Raw genomic sequence first — 13,002 nt, 5'->3', positions numbered from 1 at the left:
GACGCCGAGGAGCGGCGCCGGGAGCGGGTGAAATGCTGTCGATCGAGCCGAGTCGGCGTGAATTGAATGGAGCGGGCGACGTGTCGGATATAGCTTTGGAGCAACAAGCCTCGCAGTCGGTGATCGTGGAGCGCACGCGCGTGCTGGCGCGCATCGCGCTGGTCGATCGCGTGTTTCATCAGTTGACGCGCGCGGCGGCTGTCGTCGTCCTTATCATTCTGGGCGGCGTGATCGTCTCACTGGTCCACGGCTCCTGGCCAGCGATGCAGGCATATGGCTTTGGCTTCCTCACGTCGCAGGCCTGGAACCCGGTCACCGAGAACTTCGGCGCCGCGGCGGCGATATATGGCACGCTCGTCACATCGATCATCGCCATGGTGATCGCGGTGCCGGTCGGCCTCGGCGTCGCCACCTTCCTTACTGAGCTTTGTCCGCATGCGTTGCGCCGGCCGATCGGCGTCGCGATCGAGCTTCTCGCCGGCATCCCCTCGATCATCTACGGGATCTGGGGCCTCTTCGTGCTGGCGCCTTTTCTGCAATCGCATGTGCAGCCGGCACTGATATCGGCCTTTGGCGACATTCCGTTTTTCTCGACGCTCTTCGCCGGTCCGCCTTACGGCATCGGCATGCTGACGGCGGGCTTCATTCTCGCGATCATGGTGCTGCCCTTCATCGCCTCGATCTCGCGCGACGTCTTCGAGACCGTGCCGCCGGTGCTGAAAGAAGCGGCCTGGGGCATTGGCGCGACGACATGGGAAGTGATGCGCTATGTCGTCGTCCCTTACACGCGGGTCGGCGTGATCGGCGGCATGATGCTGGGCCTGGGCCGCGCGCTCGGCGAGACGATGGCCGTCACTTTCGTCATCGGCAACGCGCACAAGATTTCCGGATCGCTCCTCGCGCCCGGCACGACGATTTCCGCGACCATCGCCAATGAGTTCACCGAAGCGGTCGGCGATCTTTACACTTCGGCGCTGATCGAACTTGGCCTCATCCTCTTCGTCATCACCTTCTTCGTTCTCGCTCTGGCGCGTTACATGCTGATGCGCATCGAGCAGAAGTCGGCGTAAGAAAGAACGAGCTCATGTCGCTTTATGCTTCACGCCGCGGCGCCAACTCAGTCGCCACCACGCTGTGCTGGGTGGCCGCAGTGTTCGGCCTTTCCTGGCTGGCCTTGATCCTCGGCTCTCTCGTTTACGAGGGCGTGCGCGGTCTGTCGCCGGCGGTCTTCACCGAGATGACGCCGCCGCCCGGCAGCCAGGGCGGCCTTCTCAACGCCATCGCCGGATCGCTTGTCATGACGATCATCGGCGTCGCCATCGGCACGCCGCTGGGCATGCTGGCCGGCACTTATATGGCCGAATATGGACGCTATTCGAAGCTGACGATGGTCGTGCGCTTCATCAACGATATCCTGCTCAGCGCCCCGTCGATCGTCATCGGCCTCTTCGTCTACACCATCTTGGTGCATCCGATGGGCCACTTCTCGGCGATCTCAGGCGCCGTGGCGCTGGCGCTGTTGGTCGTCCCCGTCGTCGTGCGAACCACCGAGGACATGCTGCTGCTTGTGCCCGGTTCGATGCGCGAGGCGGCTTCGGCGCTCGGCGCGCCCCGTGCGCATGTCGTTGGCAAGGTCGCCTATCGCGCCGCCAAGGCTGGACTGATCACCGGCGTGTTGCTCGCTGTAGCGCGCGTCTCTGGGGAGACGGCGCCGCTGCTCTTCACCGCGCTCAACAATCAGTTCTGGAGCAGCGACCTCACCGCGCCGATGGCGAGCCTGCCGGTCGTCATCTTCCAGTTCGCCTTGTCGCCCTACAAGGATTGGCAGCAGCTCGCCTGGACCGGCGCGTTGCTCATCACTGTCGCTGTTCTCGCTCTCTCGATCGCGGCTCGCGCGCTCAGCGCCGGGCGGAGGAACTCGAAATGAACGCCGCTGCTCAAATTGCTCAAGTAAAGGCGCCGCTGACCAAAGTCTCAATGCGGAATCTCGACTTCTTTTACGGCGAGTCGCATTCGCTCAAAGACGTCACCATGCCCCTATACGCCAATAAGGTGACATCCTTCATCGGCCCCTCGGGCTGCGGCAAGTCCACGCTGCTGCGCGTCTTGAACCGCATGTATGATCTCTATCCCGGCCAGCGCGCCCAGGGAGAGGTGCTGCTCGACGGCGAGAACATTCTCGATCCGGCGGTCGACATCAACGCCTTGCGCTCGCGCATCGGCATGGTGTTCCAAAAGCCGACGCCCTTTCCAATGTCGATTTATGAGAACATCGCATTCGGCATTCGGCTATACGAGAAACTGCCGCGCGCCGACATGGATGCGCGCGTCGAAGGCGCGCTGCGCGGCGCCGCTCTGTGGGACGAGGTCAAGGACAAGCTTCACACCAGCGGTCTCGGCCTGTCCGGCGGACAGCAGCAACGACTCTGCATCGCGCGCAGCGTCGCGGTGCAGCCGGAGATCATTCTGTTCGACGAACCGTGTTCGGCGCTCGATCCGATTTCGACGGCGAAGGTCGAGGAGCTGATCGACGAACTGGCCAGCCGCTACACCATAGCGATCGTCACCCACAATATGCAGCAGGCGGTGCGCGTCTCCGATTACACGGCGTTCATGTATCTCGGCGAGCTCGTCGAATTCGGCGAGACGGACGACGTGTTCAACAAGCCCCAAGCGAAGCGCACGCTCGACTACATCACCGGCCGTTTTGGCTAAACCAGCGATCAAGGACGGCGCTCATGAGCGATCATATTGTTAAATCCTACGACCGGGACCTTGAAGCCCTGGGACGTCGCATCGCTGAAATGGGCGGCGTCGCGGAAAAAATGCTGGCGGAGGCGATGGACGCGTTGTCGACCTTCGACGTGGACCTCGCCCACCGCGTCGTCTCCAGCGATCCTCGTCTCGACGCGCTGCAGCGCGAAATCGAGGAGAACGCCATTCTCACCATCGCGCGCCGACAGCCGCTTGCGGTCGATCTGCGTGAATGCATCGCCGCGATCCGCATTTCCGGCGACATCGAGCGCGTCGGCGATCTGGCCAAGAACATCGCCAAGCGGACGCTCAAGATCGTGTCGGAGGCGCGGGTGCCGCGTGCGATCGTCGGTTTGAAATCGATGCACGAAATCGCCGCGATGCAGCTTAAGGACTCGCTGGACGCCTACGCCTTGCGCGACACCGAGCGGGCGCGCGCGGTCTGGCAGAACGATTCCGATCTCGACGCGCTGGAAGATTCGGTGTTCCGCGATCTCCTCACCTTCATGATGGAGGATCCGCGCAACATTTCCTTCTGCACGCATCTCCTGTTCTGCTCAAAGAATCTGGAGCGGATCGGCGATCATACGACCAACATCTCCGAGACCGTCGTGTATCTGGTCACCGGCGAGGCGATGCCAACGGAGCGGCCAAAAACGCGCGCGCCCGACTTCGGCGTGAAGGATGAGGCGGCGCAATGAGCGACGTGTCGTCCGCCGTCCTACAGCGGAGCGGGAAAAGCGATCGGGCGCCGCGAATCCTCGTCGTCGAGGACGAGACGTCGCTCGCGACGCTGCTCGTGTATAACCTTGAAGCCGAAGGCTATCAGGTCGAGCATGTCGACAATGGCGATGAAGCCGAATTGCGGCTGGCGGAGTCCCCGCCCGATCTCGTCATTCTCGACTGGATGCTGCCCGGCGTTTCCGGACTTGAAATCTGCCGACGCCTGCGGGCGCGGGACAGCGCGAGAGACATGCCGGTGATCATGCTGACCGCGCGCGGCGAGGAAGGCGAGCGCGTGCGCGGCCTTTCGGTCGGCGCCGATGATTATGTCGTCAAGCCGTTTTCGACTCCGGAGCTGATGGCGCGGGTGCGCGCGCTGCTGCGCCGGGCGCGGCCCGAGCGCGTCGCCTCACGGCTGACTCTCGGCGATATCGATCTCGATCGCGACACCCGTCGCGTGCGGCGATCCGGCCGTGAAATCCACCTCGGTCCGACCGAATTCCGGCTGCTCGAATATTTTATGGAGAAGCCCGGACGCGTGTTCACGCGGGCGCAGCTGCTCGACAGCGTTTGGGGCATGTCGGCGGAGATCGACGAGCGCACGGTCGACGTCCATGTCGGACGGCTCCGCAAGGCGCTGATCCGCGGCCGCGAGAAGGATCCGATCCGCACGGTGCGCGGCGCGGGCTATTCTTTCGATGAAACGTTCGGACACGAATGACGTGTCCGATGCGGTTTACGCGTAACGCTGCGCCCTGAACTGATCGCGCGCGCGGCGGCGATCTTGCGCGGGCTGATAGGCGACGCGCGCGTGATAGGCGCAATAGGGGCCGCCGCCGACCGTCGACTTGCCGCCGCAGAAGCGGAACTCCGCCGACGTGGGGTCGCCCATCGGCCAGCGGCACATGGATTCGCGGAGCTCCATGAGCGTGACGCGCTCCGAGATCGGGATCACGACTTCTTCTTCAGGCGCGCGCCGCGGCGCCGCCAGCGCATGCGGCGCGAAAGCGAGCGCCAGATTGCCATGCGAGGAGACGCCGTTCATGCGCGGGTGCGTCGGGCGCGGAGCCTTGGCGACGCGGGGCCGCTGCGCGCTCGCCGTCTTGGCGCGTTCGGCGAGTCCAAGACGATGGATCTTTCCGATCACAGCGTTGCGGGTGATGCCCGGTCCAAGTTCCGCCGCCACTTGGCTGGCGCTGAGACCATCGGTCCAAAGCTTGCGGAGCAGTTCGACGCGTTCGTCGGTCCATGACATTAGGCTTCTCCATTCTTTCGGGTCGAGCGCGGATCGGATTTTCTTCCGACCGCTGCGCAGGTCTGAAGCCCTGCGGCGATGTGATGCGCATCAACACTCGAGAGAACACGCCCAAACGAACGACGCGGGCGCTGACTAGAAACTTTCTGTTTACTTTGAATCATGCGCGAGTCGCGCTGGCAAGCGCGCGCTGGCGTTCTCAACAGGCTTTCGGCGAGACTGTTGCCCGCAGGACTCACCCTTGCGGCGGCCGCGTCGATCCGCTTTGACGCCAATATCGAACCGCGCCATGGATTTGACCGCGTCGGGCGGCGCGCATAAAATCCCGTCTGAACTGCCGCCCTAAACGGGCGGCGCTTTGTTTTTTTAAGCCTCCTCTGGCCGGAGCCAGCGACGGGAGCATGGAGCAGGGCTTTTGACGTCAGCGCTTTATCCGACCTATCCGCGCGCCGATCTCGCATTCAAACATGGCGAAGGCGCGTGGCTGATTGCGGAAAACGGCGACCGCTATCTCGATTTTAGCGCGGGCGTCGCCGTGCTGTCGCTGGGCCACAATCATCCGCATCTCGTCGAGACTTTGAAGCGCGCGGCGGAAGAGCCGTGGCATGTCTCCAATCTCTTTCGCATCCCGCAGGCCGAGCGGCTCGCGGCGCGGCTCTGCGACGCCACATTCGCCGATCTGGTCTTTTTCACCAATTCCGGCGCTGAAGCGGTGGAGTGCGCGATCAAGACGGCGCGCAAATTCCATGCGGTCAACGGACAGCCCGAACGCTATCGGCTGATCACGTTCGAAGGCGCCTTCCATGGCCGCACGCTCGCGACGATCGCCGCGGGCGGCAACGCGAAATATCTTGATGGGTTCGGGCCGCCCGTCGAGGGCTTCGATCAGGTCCCTTTCGGCGATTTTGACGCCGTCGAGGCGGCGATCACGCAAGAAACAGCGGGCGTCCTGCTCGAACCGATTCAGGGAGAAGGCGGGCTGCGCGTCTTTTCGCCGTCGTTTCTGGCGCGGCTGCGGGAGCTTTGCGACGCGCGCGGGCTGCTGCTGGTGTTGGATGAAGTCCAATGCGGCGTCGGCCGGACCGGCAAGTTCCTCGCCTGCGAACATGCCGGCGTCACGCCCGACATCGTCGCGCTCGCCAAAGGACTGGGCGGCGGATTTCCGCTCGGCGCTTGCCTCGCGACGCGCGAGGCCGCCAAAGGCATGACGCTGGGCGCACACGGCTCCACCTTCGGCGGCAATCCGCTGGCGACGTCGGTGGGCGGCGCCGTTCTCGACGTCGTGCTCGAGGAAGGCTTCATGGCGCGCGTCGCGCGGCTTGGCGCGCTGTTGCGCCAGCGGCTGGCGGAGCTCGAGGACCGCTTTCCGTCGCTCATCGAAGAAATCCGCGGCGAAGGGCTGATGTTCGGCCTCAAGACGCGGATTCCGAATGGCGACTTCGCCGCCGCTGCTCGCGCCGAAGGCCTGTTGACGGTGCTTGCCGGCGACAATGTCGTGCGCCTTTTGCCGCCGCTCATCATTGACGAGAGCGACGTCGCGGCGGCGGCGGCGCGCCTTTTCGCCGCATGCGCCCGGCTCGCCGCGCCCGTTGAAAAGCTCGGAGCTGCGTGATGACCGCCCATTCGCTGACGCGGCCGCGCAGCTTCCTCGATCTTTCCGATCACTCCGGCGAAGAGCTGCGCCGCATTCTTAATCTCGCCAAGTCGCTCAAGGCGCGCCGGGTCAAAGGCGTCGAGGCGGCCGAACGACCGCTCGTCGGCAAATATCTCGGCATGGTGTTCGACAAGCCCTCGACCCGCACGCGCGTCTCCTTCGACATCGCGATGCGCGAACTCGGCGGCGAGACGATCATGCTGACCGGCGCCGAAATGCAGCTTGGCCGCGGCGAAACCATCGCCGACACGGCGCGCGTGCTCGCGCGCTTTCTCGACGCGATCATGGTGCGCATTCTGTCGCATCCCGATCTCATGGAGCTGGCGCGCTACGGCAATCTGCCGGTCATCAATGGGCTCACCAAACAGTCGCATCCCTGCCAGGTGATGGCGGACGTGCTGACCTTCGAGGAGCATCTCGGTCCGATTGAAGGGCGCACGGTGGCCTGGAGCGGCGACGCCAATAATGTGCTTGCAAGCTGGGTGCATGCCGCCGGCCGCCTGGGCTTCACGATCAATGTGGCGACGCCGGCGGACTTTGCGCCCTCGGAGGATCTGGTCAGCTGGGCGAAAGCCAATGGCGCGAAGATGAATCTGACGCGCGACGCCTATGAGGCGGTGGACGGCGCCGACGCCGTCATCACGGACTGCTGGGTGTCGATGGGCGACGCGGACGAGGACCAGCGCCGCGCCGCGCTCGCGCCCTATCAGGTCGACTCGAAACTGATGCGCGCGGCCGCGAAAAATGCCGTCTTCATGCATTGTCTGCCGGCGCATCGCGGCGAGGAAGTCACCGCGGAAGTGATCGACGGACCGCAGTCGGTGGTCTTCGACGAAGCCGAGAACCGCCTTCACGCCCAAAAAGGCGTGCTGTGCTGGTGTCTCGCGCCGGGGCAGTTCTGATGCCGCAAGGAGGGGGCTCGGCGCCGAGCCGGCCAGTCGCGCTGCATTCCGAGGATGACCGGGTGCTGCCCTTCGCGGTCGAAGCGCTCGACCTGCGCGGCCGCGTCGTGCGTCTCGGCCCCACGGTCGATTCCATCCTGGGCCATTACGCCTATCCGCCGCAGGTCGCGCGCCTGCTCGGCGAAGCGGTGGCGCTCGCCGCGCTGCTCGGCTCGATTTTGGAATCGCACGGACGCTTTCAATTGCAGACGCGCAGCGACGGTCCCGTCGATATGCTTGTCGTCGACTATGACGCGCCGGGGAAGCTGCGCGGCTTCGCCCGTTTCGACGCTGAGCGCGTCGCCCAAATAGGCGGCCCCTCGCCAGCGGCGCTGTTTGGACGCGGTCATCTGGCGCTCACCATCGAACGCGAGGAAGACGCCGCGCGCTACCAGGGCGTCGTGCCGCTGGAGGGCGAAAGTCTCGCCGAGGCCGCGCATATCTATTTCCGGCAGTCGGAGCAGATCCCGTCTTTTGTCAGACTCGCCGTCGCCGAAATCGTCACGCCCCAGGGCGCCAGCTGGCGCGCCGGCGGACTGCTGCTGCAATATTTGCCGCCCGGCGGGGCGCGCGCGCGCGATCTTCCGCCTGGCGACGCGCCGGACGGGGCGGAGGAGCCTTCCGAGGACGACAGCGACCATTGGACCGAAGGCCAGTCGCTCGCCGCCACTCTCGAAGACCACGAACTTGTCGATCCGGCGCTGTCGAGCGAGCGCCTGCTCTATCGCCTTTTCCATGAGCGCGGCGTCAAGGTTTTCACCGAACGCGCGATCGAGGAATTCTGCCGCTGTTCGAACGAGCGCATCGACAAGCTCTTGAAGAGCTTCTCGCCGCAAGAGCGCAGCGATATGATTGGCGACGACGGCCGCATCGGCGTCACCTGCGAATTCTGCGGCACGCTGCGCAGCTTCGATCCCGCCGATTTCGACTGATCCGCCGCCAAGCGCGAAGCCAATAGAATGTCCGCTGAATTTATCTTCCCGCCGCCGCCCTGCCCAAGCGTCGCCATCGCCCAAGACGCGCGGCGATTTCCCGTGCGGCGGATCTTCTGCATCGCGCTGAACTATGCCGCGCACGCCCGTGAAATGGGGAAGGACCCCGCCAAGGGCGGGGACGGCGGGCCGCCGGTGTTCTTCTCCAAGCCCGCCGACGCGGTGGTCGAGAGCGGCGCGACGATTCCCTATCCGACGCTGACGCATGATCTTCACCACGAGATCGAGCTGGTCGCGGCGCTCGGCAAGGGAGGGGCAGATATTCCCGCCGAGCGGGCGCTCGACTGCATCTTTGGCTATGCCGCCGGCGTCGATCTGACCCGGCGTGACCTGCAAGCGGCGGCGCGGAGCGCCGGGCGTCCGTGGGACATGTCGAAAGGCTTCGACCATTCCGCGCCGATCGGCGCGATCAGCCCCGTCGCCGCCATCGGCCATCCGACGCGGGGGCGCATCGCGCTCTTGGTCAATGGCGTGCTGCGACAATCGGGCGACCTCGGCGATCTGATCTGGAGCGTCCCGGAAATCATCGCGGCGCTGTCGCGAAATGTCGCGCTTGCGCCCGGCGATCTCATCTTCACCGGCACGCCCTCGGGCGTTGGACCGCTCCTTCCCGGCGACGTCGTCGAGGGCGAGGTCGAACATGTCGGCTCTGTGGCCGTAAGCATCGGAAAATAAGCGAGGTTGCGCCGGGCAGTGAAACCCGGCTATTTGCAGAAGGGTGAAACGCCTTCGCGCGATCTTTCGCAACCGTGGTTGCGCCTCCACCGAGCCGCCGGCGCGCGAGGCTCTAGACATGCCGGTTAATCTCGACCCTGAAAACTGGGACGAATTTCGCGCCGAGAGCCATCGGGCGCTCGACATGATGCTCGACCATCTGCGCGATCTCCGCGAGCGCCCCGTCTGGACTGAGCCAAGCGAAGAGGCGCGGGCGCGCTTCAAACGCGATCTTCCGCAAGAGGGCCGCGACCTCTCCGCCGTGCTCGAGGATTTCGACCGCTACATCATGCCGTTCGCGACCGGCAACACCCATCCGATGTTCATGGGCTGGGCCCAGGGGGCGGGCACGCCGGCCGGCATGATCGCCGAAATGCTCGCCGCCGGCATGAATTCGAACTGCGGCGGTCGCAATCACATCGCCATCGATGTCGAGCGCCAAATCGCCGCCTGGATGGCGCAGGCTTTCGGCTTTCCGCCGGACGCGAGCGGCATTTTCGTCACCGGAACCTCGATCGCCAACTTCCTGTGCCTGCTGGTCGCGCGCGACCAGGCCTATGGCGACAAGGACGTTCGGCTGAACGGGCTCTGCGCGCTTCCGGGCCAGCTCATCGCCTATGCGTCGCGCGAAGCGCATAATTGCGTGCGCCAGGCGATGGAGCTTGCGGGTCTCGGCGCGCGGCATCTGCGGCTCATTCCTTCGGACGAGCGGCGCGCAATGAAAGTGCGCGATCTTCGCCGCGCCATCGCCGCCGACCGCGCGGCGGGCTTCAGGCCGTTTCTGATCGTCGGCACGGCGGGCACGGTCGACACCGGCGCGATCGATCCGCTCGACCGGCTCGCCGACGTCGCGCACACCGAGGATTTGTGGTTCCATGTCGACGGGGCGTTCGGCGCGCTGGCGGCGCTTTCGCCGGCGCTCAAGCCGTTGGTCAAGGGACTGGAGCGCGCCGACAGCGTCGCCTTCGACTTCCATAAATGGCTGCACGTCCCCTATGACGCTGGCTTCTTCCTGGTGCGCGACAAGGTGGCCCATAAGCGCGCCTTCGCGGCCAACGCCGCCTATTTGTCGCGCGCCCCGCGCGGCCTCGCGGCGGGCGACACCTGGCCTTGCGATCTCGGCCCCGACCTGTCGCGCAGCTTCCGCGCGCTCAAGACCTGGTTCACCATCGAAACCTTCGGCGCCAGGCGTTTGGGCCAATGTATCGAGCAGACCTGCCGCATGGCGAAGCGGCTCGAGGCGTGGATTGCGCAATCGGACGCCTTCGCGCTGCGTGCGCCGGTGACGCTCAACATCGTCTGCTTCGGCGTCAAGGACGATGAGGACGGTTCGCTGGCGCGCGAAATCGTCATGGAGTTGCATGAGCGCGGCGAGGCGGCGCCGTCGCTGACCATCCTCGATGGGGTTCCGGCGATCCGCGCGGCGATCATCAACCACCGGACCGAAGCGCGCGACATCGACGCCTTCGCCGAGTTTCTCGACGCGGCGCTTAGGCGCGCCCGCAAGGAGCCGCATGATTTCGGCGCGCTGATCGAACCGCATGGACCGGGCAAGACCCGGCTTTCCGAGGATTGACCCACAAGCGTCGTGAGGCTGTTATCAATCGACCTGTTCTTTCTTTGCGCCTTCCCATGAGCGCCGCCATGAGCATAGACCTTCTCGCACAAGCGCCGCGCGCCGACATTCCGGGATGTCTTTGGTTCGTGCGGTTCAACCACGCGGGCGAGGCCGAGCCCGGAACGGCCGAAGATTTCGCAAACCTCGGGGCGCCGCGCGAGGGATTCTTGTGGCTGCACATGGATCTCGCCGACGTGCGCTCGCGCCCGTTGCTGGCGCGAATCCCGGCGCTTTCCGAAGACGCGCGCGACTCGCTCTGCGATCCCATAGACCACCAGCATCTGGAATATTCGGAAGGAATCGTCAGCGGAGCTTTGCTCGATTACGAGCGCGACCTCGGTGGACCGACCTCGCGCACCGACTATGTCCGCTTCGCAGCGGGCGCAAGCTTTTTCATCAGCGCGCGACGGCTGCCGATGGACAGCGTCGAGGCGACGCACATCGCCATTAATCGCGGCGCCCGCCTGACCTCGCCGATCCACCTGTTCGAACTGCTGACGGATGCGCTGATCGACGGGCTGGCGCGAAAGGCCGCCGAACTCGGCGCGGCGTTCGATCGCGTCGAGGATCGCATCATCGATCAGCGCGGCCGCCAGGCGCGGCCGGCGCTCAGCGCCGCGCGGCGCGACGCGGTGCGATTGGCGCGCCAGATCAGCGGCCTGTCGTCGACGGTGGCGCGCCTCGAAACGATCGAGGAGGAGGCCGACGAACAACGGGACAATGATCTGCGCGACGCCGCGGCAAGGCTCGTTCAACACGCCGGCGCGCTGACACAGGACGTGACGAGCCTTCAGGAGCGCGCCCGTCTGCTGCAAGACGAACTCAACGCGCTTCTGAGCTTGGAAACCAATGACCGGCTCTACGTGTTGACCTTGACGACGATGCTGCTGCTGCCGGCGACCTTCGTCACCGGCTATTTCGGCATGAACACCAAGAATCTGCTGTTCGCGGAGGACGACAACGGCACGCTTTACGCGACGATTCTCTGCGTCCTGGCCTCGGCGACGGCGCTTTTCCTGATGCGTCGCTGGGGACTCGCCGGCGCGCCGGAGAGCGAGGACCACAGGCCGGCCGCGCCGGAGCGTCGCGACGACCGGCCGGCGGATCGGAGTTTTTGATATTGGCGTCGTGAGTTGCGGGTTTACAGGCGCGCGCGCGCCGCCTAGTTTCCGCGCCGAATGGGGCGAAGCCCTCCGCTAGAACCCGGGAAATCCATGCGCGCCGAACCGCTTGCGCTGAAAGCCGACATCGAGCAGTCCATCGGACTGCTGAGGAGGCATCTTTGACGTCGACGCCTCGCAACGGCGCCTCGCCGAACTGAACGTCCGGGCGGAAGACCCCGCGCTCTGGAACGATCCCGAAGCCGCGCAAAAACTGATGCGCGAGCGCACCCAGCTCGAAGATCAGGTGGGGGCGCTCTCGAGCCTCGAGCGCGAGCTCGAAGATGCGCTGACGCTTGTCGAGCTTGGCGAGTCCGAGGGCGACGCGGCGACCGAAAAAGAGGGCGTCGACGCGCTCAAAAGCATCTTGAAGCAGGCGCGCGCCCGCCAGACCGAGGCGCTGTTCGCCGGCGAAGCCGACGCCAATGACACCTATATCGAGGTTCATTCCGGCGCCGGCGGCACCGAAAGCCAGGATTGGGCGCGCATGCTGTTTCGCATGTATGCGCGCTGGGGCGAGCGCCACAAATTCCACGTCGAGGTGATCGAGGAGACGCTGGGCGAAGAAGCCGGCATCAAGTCCGGCACGCTGCTCGTCAAGGGACACAACGCCCATGGCTGGGCGAAGACCGAGTCCGGCGTGCATCGCCTGGTGCGGATTTCGCCATTCGACTCGAACGCCCGCCGCCATACCAGCTTCGCCTCGGTCTGGGTCTATCCGGTGGTCGACGATCGGATCGAGGTGAACGTCAATGAATCCGATTGTCGTATAGACACGTATAGATCTTCAGGCGCGGGCGGTCAGCACGTCAATACGACCGATTCGGCGATCCGCATCACCCATATTCCCACCGGCATCGTCGTCGCCTGTCAGGCGGAACGCTCGCAGCACAAGAATCGCGCCACCGCCTGGAACATGCTGCGCGCGCGGCTCTACGAACGCGAACTCGAAATGCGCGAAGCCGAGGCCAATAAGACTGCGGCCTCAAGGACCGAGATCGGCTGGGGTCATCAGATCCGCAGCTATGTGCTGCAGCCCTATCAGCTGGTGAAGGATCTGCGCTCCGGCTTCACCTCAGGGACGCCCTCCGACGTTCTCGACGGCGAACTCGACGACTTCATGCAGGCCTCTCTCGCCCAGCGCATATACGGGGGGCCAGAGAGCATCGAGGACGTCGAGTAGCGGATAGC

13 protein-coding genes are annotated in these 13,002 nt (G+C 65.0%); 12 read left to right on the top strand and 1 reads right to left on the bottom strand.

Translation table 11 applies throughout. From position 1 onward, the window contains the following. The first annotated feature begins 80 nt into the window (after window positions 1-80). The 5 genes from pstC to phoB are packed head-to-tail and all read left to right on the top strand — an operon-like array spanning window position 81 to window position 4,198. The gene (gene pstC, locus IYY11_RS15655) at window positions 81-1,070 is read left to right on the top strand and encodes a phosphate ABC transporter permease subunit PstC (RefSeq protein WP_312029738.1); all 990 of its coding nucleotides are present in this window, start codon (window positions 81-83) and stop codon (window positions 1,068-1,070) included. Between the two features lie 14 nt (window positions 1,071-1,084). After that, complete coding sequence (pstA, locus tag IYY11_RS15650; RefSeq protein ID WP_196404704.1) at window positions 1,085-1,927, top strand: phosphate ABC transporter permease PstA; 843 nt, start codon at window positions 1,085-1,087, stop codon at window positions 1,925-1,927. Continuing rightward, window positions 1,924-2,715: a phosphate ABC transporter ATP-binding protein PstB gene (pstB, locus tag IYY11_RS15645; protein ID WP_196404703.1), complete on the top strand. Its 792-nt coding sequence runs from the start codon at window positions 1,924-1,926 to the stop codon at window positions 2,713-2,715. Before pstA ends, pstB begins: the two co-directional genes overlap by 4 nt. Window positions 2,716-2,738: 23 nt before the next feature. After that, entirely contained in the window at window positions 2,739-3,455 is a 717-nt protein-coding gene (gene phoU / locus IYY11_RS15640; RefSeq protein WP_196404702.1) for a phosphate signaling complex protein PhoU, read from the top strand. Next, window positions 3,452-4,198 carry a phosphate regulon transcriptional regulator PhoB gene (gene phoB, locus IYY11_RS15635; protein ID WP_018406263.1) on the top strand — a complete coding sequence of 249 codons (747 nt, stop codon included), beginning with the start codon at window positions 3,452-3,454 and terminating at the stop codon, window positions 4,196-4,198. The genes phoU and phoB overlap by 4 nt, the downstream gene beginning before the upstream one ends. A gap of 15 nt (window positions 4,199-4,213) precedes the next feature. Here phoB and IYY11_RS15630 read toward each other — a convergent pair whose 3' ends face one another. Continuing rightward, entirely contained in the window at window positions 4,214-4,732 is a 519-nt protein-coding gene (locus IYY11_RS15630) for a GcrA family cell cycle regulator (RefSeq protein WP_196404701.1), read from the bottom strand. 415 nt (window positions 4,733-5,147) lie between these two features. Here IYY11_RS15630 and IYY11_RS15625 point away from each other — a divergent pair, with 415 nt between their 5' ends. The 7 genes from IYY11_RS15625 (at window position 5,148) to prfB (ending at window position 12,994) form a co-directional block, all read left to right on the top strand. After that, window positions 5,148-6,344: an aspartate aminotransferase family protein gene (locus IYY11_RS15625; protein WP_196404700.1), complete on the top strand. Its 1,197-nt coding sequence runs from the start codon at window positions 5,148-5,150 to the stop codon at window positions 6,342-6,344. Next, window positions 6,344-7,288, top strand: coding sequence for an ornithine carbamoyltransferase (argF, locus tag IYY11_RS15620; protein ID WP_029651173.1), 945 nt, complete (start codon window positions 6,344-6,346; stop codon window positions 7,286-7,288). The genes IYY11_RS15625 and argF overlap by 1 nt, the downstream gene beginning before the upstream one ends. Next, window positions 7,288-8,259 (top strand): Hsp33 family molecular chaperone, encoded by a 972-nt coding sequence (locus tag IYY11_RS15615; protein WP_196404699.1) that lies wholly within the window; start codon window positions 7,288-7,290, stop codon window positions 8,257-8,259. Before argF ends, IYY11_RS15615 begins: the two co-directional genes overlap by 1 nt. Window positions 8,260-8,286: 27 nt before the next feature. Next, complete coding sequence (locus IYY11_RS15610; protein ID WP_196404698.1) at window positions 8,287-8,994, top strand: fumarylacetoacetate hydrolase family protein; 708 nt, start codon at window positions 8,287-8,289, stop codon at window positions 8,992-8,994. A gap of 118 nt (window positions 8,995-9,112) precedes the next feature. Next, window positions 9,113-10,609, top strand: coding sequence for a pyridoxal phosphate-dependent decarboxylase family protein (locus IYY11_RS15605; protein WP_196404697.1), 1,497 nt, complete (start codon window positions 9,113-9,115; stop codon window positions 10,607-10,609). A gap of 68 nt (window positions 10,610-10,677) precedes the next feature. Further along, window positions 10,678-11,769 (top strand): CorA family divalent cation transporter, encoded by a 1,092-nt coding sequence (locus IYY11_RS15600; protein ID WP_196404696.1) that lies wholly within the window; start codon window positions 10,678-10,680, stop codon window positions 11,767-11,769. Window positions 11,770-11,865: 96 nt separating this feature from the next. Next, window positions 11,866-12,994, top strand: a protein-coding gene (prfB, locus tag IYY11_RS15595) for a peptide chain release factor 2 (RefSeq protein ID WP_196404695.1) whose coding sequence is annotated in 2 segments (ribosomal slippage) — window positions 11,866-11,934 and window positions 11,936-12,994 — 1,128 coding nt in all. Because the reading frame shifts where the segments join, the coding sequence is not laid out codon by codon here. The last annotated feature ends 8 nt before the right edge of the window (window positions 12,995-13,002 follow it).

The sequence above is a fragment of the Methylocystis sp. H62 genome (assembly GCF_015709515.1).
Classification (GTDB): Bacteria; Pseudomonadota; Alphaproteobacteria; order Rhizobiales; family Beijerinckiaceae; genus Methylocystis.
This window is presented reverse-complemented; position numbering and strand designations above follow the sequence as displayed.